This is a genomic window from Pseudomonas sp. KNUC1026, assembly GCF_021650705.1.
Lineage (GTDB): Bacteria > Pseudomonadota > Gammaproteobacteria > Pseudomonadales > Pseudomonadaceae > Aquipseudomonas.
Genome location: NZ_CP087138.1, coordinates 445,608 through 467,034, shown reverse-complemented (window position 1 = coordinate 467,034; position 21,427 = coordinate 445,608). Strand labels below are relative to the sequence as shown.

The following is a 21,427-nucleotide window of genomic DNA, read 5'->3' as shown; positions in this document are numbered from 1 at the left end:
AGACCTAAATGCATTCACCATTGATCAAATGGTTCGGTTTGTCTGGCCTGGCAGCGGCGCTCTACGCCGTTGCAGGCACCGCGCAGGCGGCGCCGGTGCAAGCACCGAATTTCACCGCACAGCCTTGCTGCCAGATCTGCCCGGCCGCGCTGGATGCCAAGAACTACGTGACCCGCTACCAGCGCAACTTCACCACCCTGTTCCAGGGCGAAGGCGACTGGCTGTTCCGTACCGTCGAAGACCTGCGCACCGAGTTCAACACAACGCCTGAAGGCTATCGCCGCCTGCAAGAACTGCACGATGCGTTCAAGAGCAAGGGCGTTGAAGTGGTCATCGTTTACCAGCCCACCCGTGGCCTGGTAGACCGCGCGCACATGCTGCCGGCCGACCGCGCCCGCTTCGACTACGACAAGGCGCTGAAGAACTACAAGGACATGCTCGGCCGTTTCGCCGCGATGGGCTACCACGTGCCGGACCTCTCGCCGTTGACCAACGAGCAGCAGGCCCACGACTTCTACTTCCGCGGTGACCAGCACTGGACCCCGTACGGCGCCCAGCGCACCGCCAAGATCGTCGCCGACACCATCAAGCAGATCCCGGCCTACCAAGGCATTCCCAAGCGCGAGTTCGAGACCAAGGTCACCGGCCGCATGGGCAAGACCGGCACCCTGCAGAACATGGCCGGCCAGCTGTGCGGTACCAGCTATGCGATCCAGTACATGGACCAGTTCTCCACCGAGCCCAAAGGCGAAGCCGGTGACGGCGACCTGTTCGGCGACAGCGCCGAGCCGCAGATCACGCTGGTGGGTACCTCGCACAGTGGCAAGAACTACAACTTCGCCGGTTTCATCCAGCAAAACACCAACGCTGACGTTCTGAACGTGGCGTTCCCCGGCGGTGGTTTCGAGGGCTCGATGCTGCAGTACCTGGGCAGCGAAGACTTCCAGAAGAACCCGCCGAAGGTCCTGGTGTGGGAATTCAGCCCGCTGTACCCGCTGGACCAGGAAACCATCTACCGCCAGATGATGGCAATGATGGGTAACGGATGCGAAGGAAAGCCTGCCGAACTCACCGGCAAAGCCACGCTCAAACCGAACCAGGCCAGCGAATTGCTGGTCAACGGGCGCAATGGCGTGAAGGACTTCGAAAACTACAACCATCAGATCGACATTAAGTTTGCCGACACTTCGGTCAAGACGATGAAGGCCACCCTTTGGTACATGAACGGGCGGCACGAAGACATCAAGATCGAGAAACCCACCACATCCGATACCGACGGGCGTTTTGCCTTCGAACTGCGTGACGATGCCGACTGGGCCCACCAGAACCTGCTGGCTCTGGAGCTGCATGGCCCGGAAGACAACCCGGATGAGCAGGCCGCCGACGGCGCGCCAGCGGCCAAACCGGGCCCGCAACAGGTCGAAGCGACGCTGTGCAAACGCAACGTATTCCCCGGCGTGAGCGAACGCCGCAACGCGCAAGCCGGGTTGTGAGGTGATCATGAACCGCGTGAACTCTCGTAAAGCCAGGAAGTTGCTGGCCCCTGCCCTGCTCGGGCTGGCCATGGCCAGCCCGCTCGCGGCGCTGGCCGGTGGGCCTCTGGTACCGCCACATGGCTACTACGAAGGCATCGAAAAGCAGAAGGTGGGCGATGGCAACTTCAGTTGCCCCGCCATCCCTCAGCCGTACACCGGCACATTGCAATTTCGCAGCAAATACGAAGGTTCCGACAAGCATCGCGCGACGTTCAACGCCGCCAGTGATGAAGCCTTCCGCAACTCGACCAAGCCGATCACCGACATGGAGCGCGGGATCAGCAAGATCGTGATGCAGTACATGCGCGACGGCCGGCCCAACCAGCTCGACTGCGCACTGAACTGGCTGACCACCTGGGCCAATGCCAATGCGCTGGAGTCCACCGACTTCAACCACACCGGCAAGTCGATGCGCAAATGGGCACTGGGCAGTATGTCCTCGTCCTACCTGCGCCTGAAATTCTCAAGCGCCCATCCGCTGCAGGGCCACGAGCAACAGGCTCAGCAGATCGAAGGCTGGTTCAGCAAGCTGGGCGATCAGGTCGTGAGCGACTGGTCGAACCTGCCGATGGAGAAGATCAACAACCATTCCTACTGGGCCGCCTGGTCGGTAATGGCTACCTCCGTGGTGACCAACCGCCGCGACCTGTTCGATTGGTCGGTCAAGGAATTCAAGATCGCCACCACGCAGATCGACCCAGACGGGTTCCTGCCCAACGAACTCAAGCGCCAGCAGCGCGCACTGGCGTATCACAACTACGCCCTGCCGCCGCTGATGATGATCGCCAGCTTCGCCAACGCCAACGGCGTCGACCTGCGCGGCGAGAATCATGGCGCACTGGAGAAGCTGGCCAAGCGGGTGATGGACGGTATCAAGGACCAGGGCGGTTTTGTGGCCAAGAACGGCAACGAGCAGGACATGACCGATCTGAAGGTCAACAGCAAGTTCGCCTGGCTCGAACCCTACTGCGACCTGTACCAGTGCGCGGCGGATGTCGTCGAGCGCAAGCACGACATGGAGCCCTTCAAGGCGTTTCGCCTGGGCGGCGACCTGACCCGTACTTACGACCCGAGCCACGAAAAGGGTGACAAGGGCGGCAAGGACGACGACAAGGACGACGGCTTCTGAGGCACCTCACCCCGGGCATCCCCGGGGGTGGCGTTTTACGTTCCCCCATGCGTTAGGCATGGGGGGTTTGGGGGGAGCTGTGAGCAGTTCCCTGGAATGCTGAACAACAAGGAGAGATCGGGATGGTTTTCTCATCCAACGTATTCCTGTTCCTGTTCATGCCGATCTTCTTCGGCCTGTACTACCTGTGCTCGAATCGCTACCGCAACCTGCTGCTGCTGATTTCCAGCTACATCTTCTACGCCTGGTGGCGGATAGACTTCCTGGCGCTGTTCGCCGGGGTCACCTTGTGGAACTACTTCATCGGTTTGCGCATTGGTGCCAACGGTGTGCGCACCAAGGCTTCGCAGCGCTGGCTGCTGCTGGGTGTGGCGGTCGACCTGGCGGTGCTGGGCTACTTCAAGTACGCCAACTTCGGCGTCGACAGCATGAACGAGATCATTACCTCGTTCGGCCTTGAGCCTTTCATCCTGACGCACATCCTGCTGCCGATCGGGATCTCCTTCTACACCTTCGAATCGATCAGCTACATCATCGACGTGTACCGCGGCGACACCCCGGCCACCAAGAATCTGATCGATTTCGCTGCCTTCGTGGCGATTTTCCCGCACTTGATCGCCGGCCCCGTGCTGCGCTTCAAGGACCTGGTCGACCAGTTCAACCACCGCACCCATACGCTGGACAAGTTCAGCGAAGGCTGCACCCGCTTCATGCAGGGCTTTATCAAGAAGGTGTTCATCGCCGACACCATCGCGGTGATCGCCGACCATGCCTTCGCCCTGGAACACCCCACTACGGGAGATGCCTGGCTGGGGGCTTTGGCGTACACCGCGCAGCTGTACTTCGACTTCTCCGGTTACAGCGACATGGCCATCGGCCTGGGCCTGATGATGGGTTTCCGCTTCATGGAGAACTTCAAGCAGCCCTATATCAGCCAGTCGATCACCGAGTTCTGGCGGCGCTGGCACATCAGCCTTTCCACCTGGCTGCGTGATTACCTGTACATCACCCTGGGCGGCAACCGTGGCGGCACCTTCGCGACTTACCGCAACCTGTTCCTGACCATGCTGCTCGGCGGCCTGTGGCACGGCGCCAACTTCACCTACATCATCTGGGGTGCCTGGCACGGCCTGTGGCTGGCCATCGAGCGCGCACTGGGCATTAACGCCGGCCCACGCAGCTTCAACCCGGTCAAATGGATCTTCACCTTCCTGCTGGTGGTGATGGGCTGGGTGATCTTCCGTTCCGAGAACCTGCACGTGGCCGGGCGCATGTACGGCGCGATGTTCAGCTTCAGTGACTGGCACCTGTCCGAGCTGCTGGCCGCAGACCTGACCGGTCTGCAGATCGCGACGCTGGTGGTTGCCTACCTGTCGCTGGCGTTCTTCGGCCTGCGCGACTTCTACTACGCCCCGCTCGGCGCTCGTGCCCAGAAAGCCGAAGCCAAGCGCGACGACGCCGAAGCCAATGGCCCGGCCACTGCCCAACCAGGCCAGATCAAGGCGGTGCCGGGCGACAGCCCTGCGGTGGTGCAAGCCCACGTCGGCGGCGGGCACACCGTGCAGCCGGCCTACTGGGTGGCGGACGTTCCGCGCTATGCCATGCGCGCGCTGATCCTGCTGTTGTTCGTCGCCTCGATCCTCAAGCTTTCGGCGCAGAGCTTCTCGCCGTTCCTCTACTTCCAGTTCTGAGACGACGACCATGACACGCACACTTCGCCTTCTCTACGTCCTGACCTTCTTCGGCATCCTGGTGATCCTGGGGCTGTGGTCGCTGGTGAGCTTCGGCTCATTCAGCAAGACCGAACAGATGACCGTGCTCAACGGCAAATTCACCCACGCGCTCGAAGGCCACTACGACGACGAGTTCCCGATCAAGCGGCTGGGCACCAATCTCTGGGCTGCCGTGGATTACAAGGTGTTCAAGGAAGGCCGCCCCGGCGTTGTGCTGGGCCGCGACCAGTGGCTGTACAGCGACGAAGAATTCGACCCGATCGCCCATGGCGAGCAGGTCGAGGCTGACAACCTGGCCTTGATCAAGGGCGTGGCCACTCGCCTGAAGGAGCACAACATCAAGCTGGTGATGGCGGTGATCCCTGCCAAGGCGCGGGTGTATCCCGAGCACATCGGCGAGGTGAAACCTGCCGCGCTGCACGCCGACACCTACCAGCGCCTGCACAGCGAGCTGCAACGGGACGGCATCGCCGCCCCCGACCTGCTCGGTACGCTGGAGCAAGGCAAGCAACAAGGCCAGGTGTTTCTGCGCACCGACACCCACTGGACGCCCATGGGCGCGGACCTGGTGGCCAAACAGCTGGGCAGCTTCATCGCCAGCAACACGCCACTGAACGCAACGCCTGTGCAGTACACCACCACGGCCGCGCCTGCTCAGCCTTACAAGGGCGACCTGACCAACTTCCTGCCGCTGGACCCGCTGTTCAGCAACCTGCTGCCAAAGCCGGATGACCTGTCCCAGCACACGACCCAGGCCGCCGACAACGGCAGCGGCGGTGGTGACATGTTCGGTAATAGCGATGTGCCGGTTGCCTTGATCGGTACCAGTTACAGCGCCAATCCACACTGGAACTTTGTAGGTGCATTGCAACAATCGCTCAATAGCGATGTCGTTAACTACGCCGAAGATGGCCATGGCCCGATCCTGCCGATGCTCAAGTATCTGCAGAGCGACGGTTTCAAGAACGCGCCGCCGCAGGTGGTGATCTGGGAATTCCCGGAGCGTTACTTGCCGGCGAAAAGTGACCTCAGCAGCTTCGATCCGAACTGGATCGCAGAACTGAAAGACGTGAAAAAGAACCAGAACCTGGCCGTCGGCCAGAACGACTGACTCGATTTTTCAGCAAGAGGAAATACCCTATGTACGCACTCGCAACTGCCCCACGCCGCATCGTCAAATCCCGCGCCGCCAAGCTGTGCGCCATGGCCGCTGGCCTCTCGATGCTCTCGCTCAATGCCTTCGCCGGCGGTGATTCGGCTCTGTACCCCACCGCGCCTGCAGGGTCCGCGTTCGTGCGTGTCTACAATGCGAGCTCGCAGGAAATCACACCGTCCATCGGCACAGCCAAATTCACCCCGATCGCGCCGCAGAAGAGCAGCGCCTACTCCTTCCTGCCCGGCGGCAGCTACACCGCCCAGCTGGGTGGCACCAGCCTGCCGGTGAAACTGGACAGCAACAAATATTATACGGTCGTCAATGAAACTTCTGCCGCCAAACTGGTCGAAGAATCCAAGTTCGATAATAAGCAGAAAGCCCGCGTTGATGTCCAGAATTTGACGGACAAATCTTTGACACTGAAAACTGCCGACGGCAAGACTGCCGTAGTTGATAACGTCGCGCCGGGTAAGTCCGGCCAGCGTGAAATCAACCCGGTGAAAGTGTCCCTCGCACTGTTCGATGGCGCCACTAAAGTGGCGGACGTAAAACCGGTTTCTCTGGAGCGCGGTCAAATTACTTCGCTCTTTGTTACCGGCTCGGGCAGCAATGTAAAAGCGGAATGGGTTGTTCCGCCAGCCTTGTGATCTAACTGATGAGGGTGGCCGCTTAGTTCAAGCGGCCACTTTAAATGGAACAAGAAGAAACGGCAGCGACAGCAGTCCAACTTCCTTAACGAAATATCTTGGAGATACGTCATGATTCCAGTGATCTTGTCCGGTGGCAGTGGCTCGCGTCTGTGGCCGCTCTCGCGCAAGCAATTCCCGAAACAGTTCCTGGCTCTGACCGGTGAGCACACGCTGTTCCAGCAAACGCTGGAGCGCCTGTTGTTCGAAGGCATGGATAAGCCAGTTATCGTTTGCAACAAAGACCACAAATTCATCGTCAGCGAGCAACTGGCTGCGCTCAAGCTCGAGACCCAGGGCTTGCTGATGGAACCCTTCGGGCGCAACACCGCCCCTGCCGTGGCCCTGGCGGCCATGAAGCTGATCAACGAAGGCCGTGATGACCTGATGCTGGTACTGCCAGCCGACCACGTGATCGAAGATCAGAAAGCCCTGCAGCGCGCTCTGGCCCTGGCCACCGTTGCCGCCGAGCGTGGCGAAATGGTGCTGTTCGGCGTGCCGGCCACCCGCCCTGAGACCGGCTACGGCTACATCAAATCCACTGCCGATGCGCTGCTGCCGGAAGGCGTCTCCCGCGTGTCGCAGTTCGTCGAAAAACCCGACGAAACCCGCGCCCAGGAATACGTACAGGCCGGCGGTTACTTCTGGAACAGCGGCATGTTCCTGTTCCGCGCCAGCCGCTTCCTGGAAGAGCTGAAAAAGCACGACCCGGACATCTATGACAACTGCCTGCTGACCCTTGAGCGCAGCAAGCAGGAAGGCGACACCGTCGACATCGACGAAGCCAGCTTCGCCTGTTGCCCTGACAACTCCATCGACTATGCCGTCATGGAAAAAACCCAGCGCGCCTGCGTAGTGCCGCTGTCGGCGGGCTGGAGCGACGTAGGTTGCTGGGCTTCGCTGTGGGAAGTGCACGAGAAGGATGACAGCGGCAACGTCACCAAGGGCGACGTTGTGGTGCAAGACAGCCGCAACTGCATGATCCACGGCAATGGTAAGCTGGTATCGGTCATTGGCCTGGACAACATCGTGGTCGTCGAAACCAAGGACGCTATGATGATTGCGCACAAGGACAAGGTCCAGGGCGTCAAGCAGATGGTCGCTACCCTGAACGAAGCCGGCCGCAGCGAAACCCAGAATCACTGCGAAGTGTACCGCCCATGGGGCTCGTACGATTCGGTGGACATGGGCGGCCGCTTCCAGGTCAAGCACATCAGCGTCAAGCCGGGCGCCTCGCTCTCGCTGCAGATGCACCACCACCGCGCCGAGCACTGGATCGTCGTATCTGGCACTGCGGAAGTGACCTGCGATGAGAACGTGTTCCTGCTGACCGAGAACCAGTCGACCTACATCCCGATCGCGTCGGTACACCGCCTGCGCAACCCGGGCAAGATCCCGCTGGAAATCATCGAAGTGCAGTCGGGTTCCTACCTGGGCGAAGACGACATCGAGCGCTTCGAAGACATCTACGGCCGTTCGGGCGGTACCTCGCTCGAAGGTGGTGTGTCGGTCAAGGCGATCACTCAGCAGCAGCATCACTGATAGCCCGCCTCATCGGCGAGCCGGCCTCCCACGCTGGAGTGCTGGCCCCGGCAGGCGGTAGCAACATCCGATCCCCATAGCAAAAGGCCCCCGAGCCAAGCCCTTCAACAAGGCTTGCCCCGGGGGCCTTTTGCTTTACCGCGATTTATCTCGGAATCACTGATGGCCTTATGGGAGGCTGGCTTGCCGGACGCCGTGTAACGGGCGAAAGCTTTTCCAGAGATCCGCCAGGTGTCACCCGTTACACGGCGTCCGTTACACGGCGTCCGTTACACGGCGTCCGTTAGACGTCGCCCGGCAAGCCGGCCTCCCACGGATGTAGCCACAACACTCAGATCGGGTGAGTGCAGGCCCCGGAGGCGGTAGCAACATCCGGCCCCATACCAATCCTTTCCACAAGGCTTGCCCTGCGGGCCTTTTGCTTTACCGCGATTTACTTCGGGATCGCTGATGGCCTCGTGGGAGGCCGGCTGTGCCGGGCGACGTGTAACGGACGCTGTGTAACGGGCGACGGAGTTTCTCAGAGATCCACCAAGCGCCAAGCCTCATACGCCGGTGTTTCATAAGGGTGGCTGGCCTTGAGCGCCTCCACCGCAGCAGCGATGCGCTCATCATTGACCACCAGCTCCACCCGCCACTCGGTCACCTGCTCCACGGCACCGCTGGTGCCTATGAACGGCTGGCTACCGGGCAAGGGGCGGAACTGCCCCTCCCCCAGCACCTGCCAGCAACAACGGTCGTAATCGCCGATCTTGCCGCCACCAGCGGCAAAGACTGCCTCCTTGACCGCCTCCAGGTGGCTTGGCGGTACGAAGAAGCAGAGCTTGTGCAAATCAGCTCACCCAGGCGCGGGCGTTACGGAACATGCGCAGCCAGGCCGCGTCTTCGTTCCAGTCGTCAGGGCGCCAGGAGTTCTGCACCGCACGGAACACCCGCTCAGGGTGCGGCATCATGATGGTCACGCGGCCGTCGAGGCTGGTGAGGCCAGTGATGCCACGTGGCGAGCCATTGGGGTTGGCCGGGTAGCTTTCGGTGACCTTGCCGTGGTTGTCGACGAAGCGCAGCGCCACGCAACCGGAGACATCGGCCTCGATCAGCGCCTGCTCGTTGGCGAACTCGGCATGGCCTTCGCCGTGAGCGATGGCGATCGGCATGCGCGAGCCGGCCATGCCCTTGAGGAAGATCGAGTTCGACTCCTGCACCTGAACCATCGCCACGCGCGCTTCGAACTGCTCGGAGCGGTTGCGCACGAAGTGCGGCCAGAAGTCGCTGCCAGGGATCAGCTCGCTCAGGTTGGAAAGCATCTGGCAACCGTTGCACACACCCAGGGTGAACGAGTCGCTGCGCTCGAAGAAGCCCTGGAAAGCGTCACGGGCGCGGGTGTTGAACAGCGCCGATTTCGCCCAGCCTTCACCTGCGCCGAGCACATCGCCGTAGGAGAAGCCGCCACAGGCCACCAGGCCCTTGAACTCGGCGAGGTCGACACGCCCGGCGAGGATGTCGCTCATGTGCACGTCGATAGCGGCAAAGCCGGCGCGATCGAAGGCAGCGCCCATTTCGACCTGGCCGTTGACGCCCTGTTCACGCAGCACGGCCACCTGTGGGCGAACGCCGGTCTTGATGAACGGCGCTGCGATGTTTTCGTTGACGTCGAAGCCGAGCTTGGCGCTCAGGCCCGGGTTGTCTTCTTCGAGCAGTGCGTCGAACTCCTGATCGGCACAGTGCGCGTTGTCGCGCAGGCGCTGAATCTGGTAGCTGGTTTCGGCCCACTGGCGTTGCAACAGGCGGCGCTCGCCCTGGTAAACGACGTCACGCTCGTAGCGGATGACCACATGGCCGTTGTTGACCGGCTGGCCAACGACCATCACGCAATCCTCGCCAAGGCCCGCAGCGCTGAATTGCGACAGCACCAGCGGGGTGGCGTCCTGGCGTACCTGGATCACCGCACCCAGCTCTTCGTTGAACAGCACCTGGGCGATCTCGCCCTCGTGCTGGGCCAGGGTATCCAGGCGCAGGTCGAGGCCGCAGTGGCCAGCGAAGGCCATTTCCAGCGCAGTGACCAGCAGGCCGCCGTCGGAGCGGTCGTGGTAGGCCAGCAGGTGGCCATCGCGAGCCAGGCCCTGGACCACGGCAAAGAAGGCCTTGAGGTCTTCGGGGTCGTCGACGTCTGGCGCTTGCTGGCCGATCTGGCCGTGTACCTGGGCCAGGATCGAGGCGCCCATGCGGTCCTTGCCGCGGCCCAGGTCGATCAGGATCAGATCGGTCTCGCCCTTGTCCATACGCAGTTGCGGCGTAAGCACGTTGCGCACGTCGCTGACCGGCGCGAAGCCGCTGACGATCAGCGACATTGGCGAGGTGACGGTTTTCTCGGTGCCTTCATCGCTCCAGCGGGTTTTCATGGACATGGAGTCCTTGCCCACGGGGATGGTGAGGCCCAGCGCCGGGCACAGTTCCATGCCCACGGCCTTGACCGTGTCGTACAGGCGCGCGTCTTCACCGGGGTGGCCGGCGGCGGCCATCCAGTTGGCGGAGAGCTTGATGTCGGAAAGTTTTTCGATCGGCGCGGCGGCGAGGTTGGTGAGCGTTTCGCCCACTGCCATGCGCCCAGAAGCTGGCGCGTCGAGCAGCGCGAGCGGGGTGCGCTCGCCCATGGCCATGGCTTCACCGGTATACACGTCGAAGCTGGTAGCGGTGACGGCGCAGTCGGCCACCGGCACCTGCCATGGCCCGACCATCTGGTCACGGGCGACCAGGCCGGTGATGGTACGGTCGCCGATGGTGATCAGGAAGCTCTTGCTGGCAACGGCCGGGTGGCGCAGCACGCGCTGCACACTTTCGGCCAGGTCCAGGCTGGAGGCGTCGAAGCCGTCGCCCTGCTCCTGCTCGCGCTGCACGCTGCGGTGCATGCGCGGCGGCTTGCCGAGCAGCACTTCCAGCGGCATGTCGACCGGGCTGTTGCCGAAGTGGCTGTCGGTGACGGTCAGGTGCGGCTCTTCGGTGGCCTCGCCCACGACGGCGAACGGGCAGCGCTCGCGCTCGCAGATGGCCTTGAAACGCTCGAAGTTGGCAGCGTCGACCGCCAGCACGTAACGCTCCTGAGATTCGTTGCTCCAGATTTCGTGCGGCGCCATGCCCGGCTCGTCGTTGGGAACGTTGCGCAGCTCGAAGCGCCCGCCGCGGCCGCCATCGTTGACCAGCTCCGGGAAGGCGTTGGAGAGGCCGCCCGCGCCCACGTCGTGGATGAAGGCGATCGGGTTGTGCTCACCCAGCTGCCAGCAGCGGTCGATGACCTCCTGGCAGCGGCGCTCCATTTCGGGGTTTTCGCGCTGCACCGAGGCGAAGTCCAGGTCAGCGGAGCTGGCGCCGGTCGCGACAGAGGACGCCGCACCGCCCCCCAGGCCGATCAGCATGGCCGGGCCGCCGAGCACGATGAGCTTGGCGCCGACGGTGATCTCGCCCTTCTGCACGTGGTCTTCACGGATGTTGCCCAGGCCACCGGCCAGCATGATGGGCTTGTGGTAGCCGCGCACTTCTTCGCCGCGCGGGCTGCCGACAGCCTGTTCGAAGGTACGGAAGTAGCCGGTCAGGGCCGGGCGGCCGAATTCGTTGTTGAACGCAGCGCCGCCCAGCGGGCCGTCGATCATGATGTCCAGTGCGGTGACGATGCGCTCGGGCTTGCCGTAAGGCTTCTCCCAGGGCTGCTCGAAGCCGGGGATGTTCAGGTTCGACACGGTGAAACCGGTGAGGCCCGCCTTGGGCTTGGAGCCGCGGCCGGTGGCGCCTTCGTCGCGGATCTCGCCGCCGGAGCCGGTGGAGGCACCGGAGAACGGCGAGATGGCGGTCGGGTGGTTGTGGGTTTCCACCTTCATGAGGATGTGCACCGGCTCCTGCACCGCGCCGTACTGGCGGGTTTCAGGGTTCGGGGTAGAAACGCCCGGCGGTGTGGCCGACGATCACCGAGGCGTTGTCTTTATAGGCCGAGAGCACGCCTTCGCTGTGCAGCTGGTAGGTGTTCTTGATCATGCCGAACAGGCTCTTTTCCTGAGCCTGGCCGTCGATGTCCCAACTGGCGTTGAAGATCTTGTGGCGGCAGTGCTCGGAATTGGCCTGGGCGAACATCATCAGTTCGATGTCGTGCGGGTTGCGCCCCAGCCCCTGGAACGCACTGACCAGATAGTCGATCTCGTCGTCGGCCAGGGCCAAGCCCAGGCTTGCGTTGGCAGCCTCGAGCGCGGCCCGGCCGCCACCGAGCACGTCGACCGCCGACAGTGGCTTGGGCTCGGCGTGGCTGAACAGGCTGGCGGCATCTTCGAGGCGGCTGACCACGCGCTGGGTCATGCGGTCGTGCAGCGCCTGGGCGACCAGGGCGGCGTCGGCGTCGCTGAGCTCGCCCTGCACGTAGTAGGCGATGCCCCGCTCCAGGCGCTGGATCTCACCCAGCCCGCAGTTGCGGGCGATGTCGGTGGCCTTGCTCGCCCAGGGCGAAATGGTGCCCAGGCGCGGCAGCACCAGGAACAGCCGGCCCGAAGGCTCCTGCACCGGCACGCTGGGCCCGTACTTGAGCAGGCGTGCCAGCACGCCCTGCTGCGCCTCGCCCAGCTCGCCGGTGACTTCGGCGAAGTGGGCGAATTCGGCGTAAACGCCAGTGACAGCGGGGGCCTTCTGGCTCAGTTGCTCGAGCAATTTACCGTGTCGAAAGGCAGAAAGGGCAGGAGCGCCGCGCAGGATCAGCATCTTCGGAACAGCCTCGGAGGGGGTGTGCATAGAGGCCGTGCATTCTAGCCTAAACCGTTTGCGCAGGGCACCCGTATGCAACGGGCAATGACGGTTGGTTCACGAAGCTTTCGCCTATCAGAGTTATCAGGCGCTGTCGATATATGGTGGCGAGGGTGCTTTGCGTATACTGCACGCCATGTTCGCCCAGACTGCCTTCCGACTGCGCCACGCGCTGTGGCTGCTCGCAACCGGTCTCCTTCTGATGCTCAGCGGCTGCGTGGATAAACCCAGCACCCTTGAGCGTGTCAAGGAGGATGGCGTGCTGCGCGTGATTACCCGCAACAGCCCTGCCACCTACTTCCAGGACAAGAACGGCGAAACCGGCTTCGAGTACGAGCTGGTCAAGCGTTTCGCCGACGAACTGGGCGTCAAGCTCGAAATCAGCACGGCCGACAACCTCGACGACATCTTCTCGCAACTGGGCAAGCCCGGCGGCCCCGTGCTGGCGGCAGCAGGGCTGGTGAGTTCGCAGAACCGTACCATCGACGCGCGTTTCTCCCATCCTTACCTGGAAGTGACCCCCCAGATCATCTACCGCAACGGCCAGGCACGCCCTACCGAACCCAAGGACCTGATCGGCAAGAAGATCATGGTGCTCAAGGGCAGCAGCCACGCCGAGCAGTTGGCCCAGCTCAAGCAGCAGTTCCCCGGCATCGAGTATGAGGAGTCCGACCAGGTCGAGGTGGTCGACCTGCTGCGCATGGTCGACGAAGGCCAGATCGACTACACCCTGGTCGACTCCAACGAAGTGGCGATGAACCAGGTGTATTTCCCCAACGTTCGCGTGGCCTTCGACCTGGGCGATGCGCGCGACCAGCGCTGGGCCGTGGCGCCAGGCGAAGACAACAGCCTGCTCAACGAGATCGACGCCTTCATCGACCAGGCCCGCAAGAACGGCACCCTGCAACGCCTGAAAGACCGCTACTACGGCCATGTCGACGTGCTCGGCTATGTGGGCGCCTACACCTTCGCCCAGCACCTTCAGGAGCGCCTGCCCAAGTTCGAGAAGCACTTCCAGAACTACGCGCGCGAGCAGAAGCTCGACTGGAAGATCCTCGCCGCCATCGGCTATCAGGAGTCGATGTGGCAGGCCACGGTCACCTCCAAGACCGGCGTGCGCGGGCTGATGATGCTCACCCAGAACACCGCCCAGGCCATGGGTGTGGCCAACCGCCTCGACCCGCGCCAGAGCATCATGGGCGGCGCGAAGTATTTCGCCTCGATGGTCGACCAGGTCGACGACAGCGTGAAGGAGCCGGACCGCACCTGGTTCGCCCTCGCGGCCTACAACATCGGCACCGCCCACCTCGAAGACGCACGCAAGATGGCGCAGGGTGAAGGCCTGAACCCGGACAAGTGGCTGGATGTAAAGAAGATGCTGCCACGCCTGTCACAGAAGAAGTGGTACAGCAAAACCCGCTACGGCTACGCCCGAGGCGGTGAAACCGTACATTTCGTTGCCAACGTGCGCCGTTACTACGACATCCTCAACTGGGTGACCCAGCCGCAGCTTGAAGGCAATCAGGTGGCCGACGGCAAACTGCACGTGCCGGGCGTAGACAAGGCCAAGCCCGAACCTGACGCCTCGCCACTCTGAGGTGTTAATCCTCTAGCGCCAGCGGCCACCTGGCGTTGTACATCCTCGGCACTCCCTACCCGAGGATGTTCCCATGACCGACACTTCCCACGCGCAAACAGCCCTGCACGAACTGGCAGCGACGATTACCCAGGCCTGCCCCGACCTGCGACGGCAGGTCCTTGACCTGGCCTGTGCCTTTCTGAACGAGCACGGCATCACCGGCCTGGACCCCGAAGCCATCTACTGGCACCGCTTCACCGACCTGGCGAGCGATGCGAAGGCGTTCAGCGGCTGGGCGCATTACCAGCCACCGGCGCAATCGCTGACGCTGGTGCAATTGGTGATGCACCGTTTCAACAGCAACGATCAGGACGCCACCGACGACCTGGACACCGTGAGCGGCTTCTATACAGCAGGCCCGGGCGCCGAGCGGTACGACAGCAGCAATGAGGTGCCGCTGTTGCCCAGCACCCTGCTTGCCTGGCTATGGAGGATCGATTTCAAGGCCGACTTCATTCGCTACGTGACGGTGTTCTGGGAAGACCACCGCGACGACTACCGCCTGCTGGCCAAGGCGCACTTTCTCGGCCAGATACTAGAGGAACGCCAAGCTGGCGCTCTCAGCGACGAAGACGCGCAATGGCTGTTGCGGGCGGTGGCGAATACCGCCAGCGCACCTCTGACCCTGCCGATGCTGGAGCAATCCCAAACCGCACCTAGCGACGCCCGGCTGTACCTGCTGCGCGTCGGCGACTACACCTCCACCGATATCCTCTGCGCCGAAACGCCGACCGGTGAGCATTTTGTCTGGATGCCCGGTGAAGTGAACGCGATCCAGAAATTCAGCTCCGTGCAGGCGCTGCACTGGTGGCTGCTGGACCAGAACAAGGATGCAGAGCCACGGGCGAGGTTCATGCTGCACTTTGCACTGGACACTCATCTGGAAGGCGCCCGCATTGGCCTGAATCCTGTGATCGACCTGCTCTACTCGACCTGGGGCCGCGATGACCGCTCACTGATCTACCACCCGCAAGACCGCTTGCAGGCCGACCCCTTCACCGTGCTGGCCGAACGCGCACGGCTGAGATGCTCGCCGATGCCCAGGCAGTGCTGCACAGCAACGCCGAGCAACGCGAGAAGATGTGGCAAGGCTACCTGGGTGCATTCAACCGGGTGTTCGGCCCCATGGCGGCGGTGGACTGGCCGGTGGCGCTGGCAGTAGTGGGCGCGGGCCTTGCCAACGTGGGGCTGAGCATCGACCAGGCGGTGAACGCACCCACCCACGGCGAACGCAAGGCCGCCATCATCGCCGCGATCATTGCCAGTATCGATGTGCTGTTCAACGCGGCCTACCTGTGGGGAGCCTGGGCAGGCGCAGGGGCGGAAGAAGCAGAGCGCGAGGTTGTGCAAGCACCTGCTCAAGAGGCTGCCGAACCCGACCCGTTCGTACCACCGGATGTGCTGCCTGGGCCCGAGCACCTTCCCCGGGGGCCGGCCTATATTGGCGATGCCGAAGCGCTGCGGCCCTTGCAGGCCAATGTGCTGCTGGCCCCCTATACCCCAGGCACCGAAGGCGTCGGCAAGGGCGTTTATGCGCTGCCCGATGGCCGGACCTACGCCCGGGTCAATGGTGATGCCTACGCGGTGCGCTATGTGCGCGAACTGCAGAGCTGGGTGGTTGTGGACCCCGCCAACCCTGGCTCGTTTCAGCACAGCGCCCCCCTGCGCCTGGCTGCGGGCGACGAGTGGGAACTGGCACCTCGGCCCGGCCTGAAAGGTGGCGGCCGGCTCGACAAATCGTTGCCTTGGGTACGCCAGCGCAAACCGGCGCCGCTGGTGCCACGCGTACTGCTGCCCTACGAACTGCCCGCGCAATATGAGGCTGAACTCGCCGACATCATGACCCACCCCGGCGACCGCCGGCTCGAAGGCTATGTCACCGACCCGCAGAACAGTTCGGATATTTCAAACGTCTACCTCAACGCACAGCAACAGCTGACTCGGGATGCCGAGGCATTCCTGAAGCCTGCGGTTGCCCAGCCGCACCCGGACCTTCCGATCCTCGCACCGCAAACCCCGCCGAAGCAGGTGATCCGCGCCATTTTTGCGCGCAGCCAGGGCCTGGTGGTGGGTGAAGCGCACTGGGCTCGAGCATCCAAGCAGCTTTTGATCGAGCAGATGGATCAGTTCGCCAAGGAAGGCGTCGACACCCTGTACATGGAACACCTGCTCAGCGACGCTCACCAGGCCGACCTGGACCAGTTTTCTCAAACCGGCGACATGCCCGCCAGGTTGCGGCGCTACCTCGATGTGCTGGACCGAGGCCAGCACACCGATCCCACCGGGCAATACAGTTTCACAGCCGTCATCAAGGCAGCGCAAAAAAGCGGCATACGCGTCAGGGCGTTGGATTGTGTGGCCAGCTACCGAGTCGAAACCAGCCCATTTGGCACTGACCAGACGACGCGCCAGCAGTTGATGAACTACTACGCGCACCGGGTGATTACCAGCGAGCCCGGGGCCGGCAAATGGATTGCCCTGATGGGTAACTCGCACACCGACAGCTATCTGGGGGTGCCCGGCGTCGCGGACCTTGAAGGGGTGCCGAGCATCCGAGCTGAAGACGTTCCGCCTGGCACACCGACAGGCTTCGAGAAAGACCCTGGTGCAGTGATTGAACGTGGCGACAATCCCGCTTTGATGCTCAAGAGCGACCTGCGTTTTCGCGCGACCTCCAGCGACCTGCCTGGCTCAAGCGTGCCTTCGTTGTCAGTTGAACTGAAGCTCACACAGCCGGGGCAATTCCTGCTGCTTCAGAATGGCGAGCAATTGCAGCTCGTTCACCGCAGCCGCACCGGTGAGCTGGTCTACACCCAGGTGCAGCGCAGCGGCCGGCTGTACAGCCTGCAACGCGAACAATGGCCGCAGATCAGTGGACGACAGTTCAACGGCATGGATGACCTGTTGGCAGCGCTGCGGCTGCGGGGCCTGCAACGGGTGCTCTGAGGGCCGAGGGCGTGGCAGCTTTACGCGCCGCTGCGCCTGCCTTTGAAGAACTCGCTGAGCACTTGCCCGCACTGCTCGGCCATCACTCCACCTTCGAGCGCCGGCCGATGGTTAAGGAACATCTGGTCGAAAAACCGCCCCTGGCTGTGCGCAACGCCCGCCTTGGGCTCATTGGCGCCGTACACCACCCGCGCGATGCGTGAATGCACGATCAACCCGGCGCACATGCTGCACGGTTCCAGCGTCACGTACAGCGTGGTGCCCGGCAGCCGATAGTTACCCACAGCTCGGGCGGCATCGCGAATAGCGACCATCTCGGCGTGCGCGCTGGGGTCGCTCTGGCTGATCGGGCAATTGAAACCCTGGCCCAGCACTTCCCCGTCACGTACCAGCACCGCCCCCACCGGCACCTCGCCCAGCGCCGCACCCTGGCGGGCCAGTTCCAGGGCTAGCTGCATGAAGTCGGCATCGCGGGAGCGGTCGATGATCAAAGGGCGGCGCATGTCACTACCTCAATTTCGGAGGCCGCGATTATCCGCCACCCTGATCGCTCAGGGAATCACCCGTTGCGCACGCAGGCTGGTGAACAGGTCGAGGAAGCTGGCGCGGGTGTCGCGGTAGCCCATGAAGCCCAGGTCGCGGCTTTTGGTCATGTCGTTCAGGCATTCGATCTCGCGGCTCAGGTCCGCATCGGAGTGCCACCAGGAGGCGAGCTTGTCTACGTCGGGCTGCACCAGGCCGTGCTGTTCGGCCAGGGCTTTCCATTGCGCAGGCGCCTGGGTTTTGAGGCGAGGCTCCAGCGGCATGGGCTGCTCAGGGTAAGGCGCGGCTTCCAGCTCGAAAAACGCTGCGATCTCACCCCACAGCCAGCGCCAGCGGAACACATCGCCATTGACCGTATTGAACGCCTGGTTACGCGCTGAAGGCGCAAGCGCGGCCCATTCCATCTGCTCGGCGAGCAGGCCGGCATCGGTGACATCGGTAAGCCCGTCCCACTGGGTGCGCGAACCAGGGAAGATGAACGGCGCGCCGGTGGCCTTGCACAGCGAAGCGTAGACGGCGAGGGTCAAACCCATGTTCATGGCATTGGTGCCTTTGGCCTGGCCGATCATCGAGTGCGAGCGATGCACGCTCCAGCCGAAGCCATGCTTTTCGGCAGCAGCGAAGAGGATGTCTTCAAGGGTGTAATAGAAGTTGGCAGCCGGCAGGCGTGGTTCGCTTTCGCGGAACGGGGTTTCGGCGCGGCCGGTGCCGTACTCTTCGAACGAACCCAGGTAATGCTTGGTGCCGGTGACCAGCGCCATGTGCTGCAACGGCGCCTGGGCCAGGCCTTGGCAGAGGTTTTCCATCATTGCGCCGTTGGCTTTGACGTTCTCCGCTTCGCTGTCACGGCGGGTCCAGGTGCAGAAGAACACGTGGGTGATCGGCAGGCCGGCCAGCGCTTGCCCGGTGCTCTGGGAGTCGAGCAGGTCGGCCTTGACCGGTATCACACCCTCCTGCGGCACCGGGTTGCGCGCCAGGCCGTAGACCGACCAGCCGCGCGCTACCAGTGTATTGGCCAGGTTGTGGCCGGAAATGCCGGTCACGCCGACGATCAAGGCAGTGCCCTTGCGCATGAAATCTCTCCAACGGTGAAGTAGTGCATCAGCCTATTGCAGAAACCTGTGCGTATCTCGGCTATAAATGCAGCACACTCGTGAACAGGCTTCACCAATACCGTTATGAATGCATCCGAACGCCTCAAGGGCATCGACGTTTTCGTTCAGGTCGCCCAAGCCGGCAGCTTCGCCGCAGCCGCCGAGCGGCTGAACCTCAGCCCTTCGGCGGTCAGCAAAGGCGTCACCCGCCTGGAACAGCGCCTTGGCGTGCAATTGCTGCGGCGCACCACGCGGCGCCTGGCGCTCACCGACCAAGGCACGGCCTTCTACCACACCTGCCTCACTGTGCTGGGGGAGCTGGAACAGGCCGAGGTGAACATGCGCCAGGAGGCGCAGGCCCCTGCCGGCCGTGTGCGCATCGACCTGCCTGCCTCGTTCGGCCGGCTGCACGTGGTGCCGCTGATTCTGGATGTGGCGGCGCGCTACCCGGCGCTGCAGGTGGACATTTCATTCTCGGACCGTTTCATCGACCCGGTGCACGAGGAGGTAGACCTGCTGGTGCGCGTGGGCGGGCCTGATGCGTGGCCTGCGGCGGTCGGGCACCTTTACCTTGGCGCACAACGCCAGGTGTTCTGCGCCTCGCCGAGCTACCTGGACGCGCACGGCTCGCCCGATCATGCGGCCGACCTCACCCAACACCGCTGCATCTGCTTCCGCCAGGCCGATGGCCACACCAGCCCGTGGCTGTTTCGGGTGAACAGGCGGGTGACGTGGAACGCCGTGCGATGCGCGCCAGCCTCACCCTGGGCGACGGCGAAGCGCAGGTCGCGGCCGCCCTGGCCGGGCACGGCATTGCGCAACTGCCCCTGTGGCTGATCGACCCGCACCTGGCGGCAGGCACCTTGCGCCTGGTGTTGCCAGGCATGGCGGTCGACGGGCTGCCGATCAACCTGGCCTGGCTCAAGCGCCGTGAACACCTGCCCAAGGTGCAAGTGTTGCTCGAACACCTGGGCAAGCACTTGAAGGTGCACGGCGGCGGTTGATCAGGCCACTTCGATGGCCGCCATCAGCCCGGTTTCCATGTGGTCGATCACGTGGCAGTGGAACATCCAGGTGCCGGGGTTATCGGCCACTAGCGCCACCCGCGCGCGTTCGTTGCGGCCCAGCAGGAAAGTGTCGGTGAAATACGGGGTGACCTTGCGCTTGTTCGAGGCAAGCATCTTGAAGCTCATGCCGTGCAGGTGGATGGGGTGCTGGTACTGGGTGAGGTTGCGCAGCTCGAAAACATAGCTGCGGCCAAGGCGCAGGCGTGCTATGGGCCGGTCGGCGCAGGTCTTGTCGTCGATGTCCCAGGCCACACCGTTGACCTGCCACAGGCTCGGCGCGCTGGCCTGGGCAGCGCTCGATGACGGCTTGGCCGCCCACTCGAAGTTGAACGGCAGTGTTTCGGCATTGGCCAGGTCCGGCTCGGGCAGCGGATTGGGCGGCAACCGAGGCGGCCAGGGCTGGCCTTGCCCGGTGGCGGCCGTCACGTTGAAAGTGCCCAGGCGCATCGGCCCGTCGCGCAGGGCGATTTCACTGCCTTCGGCGCTGGGGCGCAACGCCAGGCAGATGCGCATGCCGGGGCCGAGCCAGTAGTCCTCCTGCAACGGCACCGGCTCGATGGGGTTGCCATCGATGGCGTAGATGCGCGCCTCGGCGTCCCCCTTGAGGTTGATGCGGTAGGTGGCGGTGTTGTCCAGGTTGAGCAGGCGCACGCGGGTCACCTCCCCCGCCGGCACTTCCACCACGCCCAACGGCACCCCATTGACGCTCGATAACCGCCCGAGCGTGCCGTTGCGCGCCGCCTCACGCGGCACACTGAACGGCAGGAACGCACCCTGCTCGTCGACGTGCCAGTTCTTAAGGCTCACGGTGCGTTCGTGCACGAACCCGGTGGGCTCGCGTTCCTCGACGATCAACGGCGCCACCAACCCCCGGCCCAATTGCTCGGCGCTGCTCTGATGTGGGTGGTACCAATAGCTGCCGGCATCGGGCACGCGAAAGCGGTAGTCGAAGTACTCACCTGGCAGCACGGGCATCTGCGACACATAGGGCACGCCGTCCATTTCCAACGGCAGGCGAATGCCGTGCCAATGCACGGTGCTGGGCACCGGCAGACGATTGTGGAAGCGCACCCGCAGCCAGTCGCCCTGGCGCACGCGCAGTTCGGTGCCCGGTGCGGTGGCCCCGTAGGCCCAGGCGGGGGTGTGCTGGCCGGGGACCAATTCGAGGGCGACCGGCTGTGCGATGAGTTCGTGGTCGAACCCGGGAGGCGGCGTGCCTCCTAGCAAAAGCCTGCGCCCCAGCACGCCCAGGCCACCGGCAGCGGCGAGGCCGGCTCCGGCCAGGATCAGATGGCGACGGTGAATGGGCATAGGCGAACCTGCTCGCTGAAAACCGGGAAGCATATCCATTGCAGTGCGAATGATTAACAGCCCTACATATCAAGTAACAACATCTGCTCGGCCCACGTTTCATCGGCACCGCACCAAACGCGTTTGCAGCGGAGCGTGGCAGGGTTAAAATCCGGCCCCCCGACATGGAACGCCCGGTATGGACTGCCCCGCTCTCGATCATCGCGACCTCGCCCCTCTGAATTACCACAGCAACATCGTGAACTACTTGCGTGAGCACGAAGCGGATGT

12 protein-coding genes and 2 pseudogenes are annotated in these 21,427 nt (G+C 63.4%); 9 read left to right on the top strand and 5 right to left on the bottom strand.

Annotated features, from left to right (window positions below):
• Positions 1 to 8 precede the first annotated feature (8 nt).
• The 6 genes from LN139_RS01825 to LN139_RS01800 all read left to right on the top strand — a co-directional run bounded on the left by LN139_RS01825 (position 9) and on the right by LN139_RS01800 (position 7,781).
• Positions 9 to 1,493 (top strand): alginate O-acetyltransferase, encoded by a 1,485-nt coding sequence (locus LN139_RS01825; protein WP_236358265.1) that lies wholly within the window; start codon positions 9 to 11, stop codon positions 1,491 to 1,493.
• A 7-nt stretch (positions 1,494 to 1,500) separates the two neighbouring features.
• Entirely contained in the window at positions 1,501 to 2,664 is a 1,164-nt protein-coding gene (locus tag LN139_RS01820) for a mannuronate-specific alginate lyase (protein ID WP_268944806.1), read from the top strand.
• Between the two features lie 122 nt (positions 2,665 to 2,786).
• Entirely contained in the window at positions 2,787 to 4,355 is a 1,569-nt protein-coding gene (locus tag LN139_RS01815) for an MBOAT family O-acyltransferase (protein ID WP_236358263.1), read from the top strand.
• 10 nt (positions 4,356 to 4,365) lie between these two features.
• Positions 4,366 to 5,508, top strand: a complete 1,143-nt coding sequence (locus tag LN139_RS01810) for an alginate O-acetyltransferase (RefSeq protein WP_236358262.1) — start codon at positions 4,366 to 4,368, stop codon at positions 5,506 to 5,508.
• Between the two features lie 29 nt (positions 5,509 to 5,537).
• Positions 5,538 to 6,200 (top strand): alginate O-acetyltransferase AlgF, encoded by a 663-nt coding sequence (locus LN139_RS01805; RefSeq protein WP_236358260.1) that lies wholly within the window; start codon positions 5,538 to 5,540, stop codon positions 6,198 to 6,200.
• A 111-nt stretch (positions 6,201 to 6,311) separates the two neighbouring features.
• Complete coding sequence (locus tag LN139_RS01800) at positions 6,312 to 7,781, top strand: mannose-1-phosphate guanylyltransferase/mannose-6-phosphate isomerase (RefSeq protein ID WP_236358258.1); 1,470 nt, start codon at positions 6,312 to 6,314, stop codon at positions 7,779 to 7,781.
• Positions 7,782 to 8,301: 520 nt separating this feature from the next.
• On the opposite strand, the gene LN139_RS01795 is transcribed toward LN139_RS01800, so the two are convergent.
• The gene (locus LN139_RS01795; RefSeq protein WP_236358257.1) at positions 8,302 to 8,613 is read right to left on the bottom strand and encodes a Nif3-like dinuclear metal center hexameric protein; all 312 of its coding nucleotides are present in this window, start codon (positions 8,611 to 8,613) and stop codon (positions 8,302 to 8,304) included.
• A gap of 1 nt (position 8,614) precedes the next feature.
• Positions 8,615 to 12,515 (bottom strand): annotated as a pseudogene (gene purL / locus LN139_RS01790) (phosphoribosylformylglycinamidine synthase).
• Between the two features lie 178 nt (positions 12,516 to 12,693).
• Between purL and mltF the strand changes: the two are divergent.
• Positions 12,694 to 14,154: a membrane-bound lytic murein transglycosylase MltF gene (mltF, locus tag LN139_RS01785; protein WP_236360210.1), complete on the top strand. Its 1,461-nt coding sequence runs from the start codon at positions 12,694 to 12,696 to the stop codon at positions 14,152 to 14,154.
• 73 nt (positions 14,155 to 14,227) lie between these two features.
• Positions 14,228 to 15,358: a dermonecrotic toxin domain-containing protein gene (locus LN139_RS25065; RefSeq protein WP_329610998.1), complete on the top strand. Its 1,131-nt coding sequence runs from the start codon at positions 14,228 to 14,230 to the stop codon at positions 15,356 to 15,358.
• Between the two features lie 1,804 nt (positions 15,359 to 17,162).
• Here the strand turns inward: LN139_RS25065 and tadA are convergent.
• Both tadA and LN139_RS01770 read right to left on the bottom strand, forming a co-directional pair.
• A complete protein-coding gene (gene tadA, locus LN139_RS01775) occupies positions 17,163 to 17,645 on the bottom strand; it encodes a tRNA adenosine(34) deaminase TadA (protein WP_236358253.1) in 483 nt (160 codons plus the stop codon).
• Positions 17,646 to 17,693: 48 nt separating this feature from the next.
• Positions 17,694 to 18,758, bottom strand: a complete 1,065-nt coding sequence (locus tag LN139_RS01770; RefSeq protein ID WP_236358250.1) for an SDR family oxidoreductase — start codon at positions 18,756 to 18,758, stop codon at positions 17,694 to 17,696.
• A gap of 105 nt (positions 18,759 to 18,863) precedes the next feature.
• On the opposite strand from LN139_RS01770, the pseudogene LN139_RS01765 reads away from it, so the two are divergent.
• Positions 18,864 to 19,783: pseudogene (locus tag LN139_RS01765) on the top strand (LysR family transcriptional regulator).
• On the opposite strand, the gene LN139_RS01760 reads toward LN139_RS01765, so the two are convergent.
• A complete protein-coding gene (locus LN139_RS01760) occupies positions 19,784 to 21,157 on the bottom strand; it encodes a multicopper oxidase family protein (RefSeq protein WP_236358248.1) in 1,374 nt (457 codons plus the stop codon).
• Positions 21,158 to 21,427: the final 270 nt, after the last annotated feature.

Excerpts from the sequence above, each read along its gene's own strand:
- LN139_RS01825 (WP_236358265.1), top strand. The coding sequence starts at position 9 with ATGCATTCACCATTGATCAAATGGTTCGGTTTGTCTGGCCTGGCAGCG.
- LN139_RS01820 (WP_268944806.1), top strand. The coding sequence starts at position 1,501 with ATGAACCGCGTGAACTCTCGTAAAGCCAGGAAGTTGCTGGCCCCTGCC.
- LN139_RS01815 (WP_236358263.1), top strand. The coding sequence starts at position 2,787 with ATGGTTTTCTCATCCAACGTATTCCTGTTCCTGTTCATGCCGATCTTC.
- LN139_RS01810 (WP_236358262.1), top strand. The coding sequence starts at position 4,366 with ATGACACGCACACTTCGCCTTCTCTACGTCCTGACCTTCTTCGGCATC.
- LN139_RS01805 (WP_236358260.1), top strand. The coding sequence starts at position 5,538 with ATGTACGCACTCGCAACTGCCCCACGCCGCATCGTCAAATCCCGCGCC.
- LN139_RS01800 (WP_236358258.1), top strand. The coding sequence starts at position 6,312 with ATGATTCCAGTGATCTTGTCCGGTGGCAGTGGCTCGCGTCTGTGGCCG.
- mltF (WP_236360210.1), top strand. The coding sequence starts at position 12,694 with ATGTTCGCCCAGACTGCCTTCCGACTGCGCCACGCGCTGTGGCTGCTC.
- LN139_RS25065 (WP_329610998.1), top strand. The coding sequence starts at position 14,228 with ATGACCGACACTTCCCACGCGCAAACAGCCCTGCACGAACTGGCAGCG.
- tadA (WP_236358253.1), bottom strand. The coding sequence starts at position 17,645 with ATGCGCCGCCCTTTGATCATCGACCGCTCCCGCGATGCCGACTTCATG.
- LN139_RS01770 (WP_236358250.1), bottom strand. The coding sequence starts at position 18,758 with ATGCGCAAGGGCACTGCCTTGATCGTCGGCGTGACCGGCATTTCCGGC.
- LN139_RS01760 (WP_236358248.1), bottom strand. The coding sequence starts at position 21,157 with ATGCCCATTCACCGTCGCCATCTGATCCTGGCCGGAGCCGGCCTCGCC.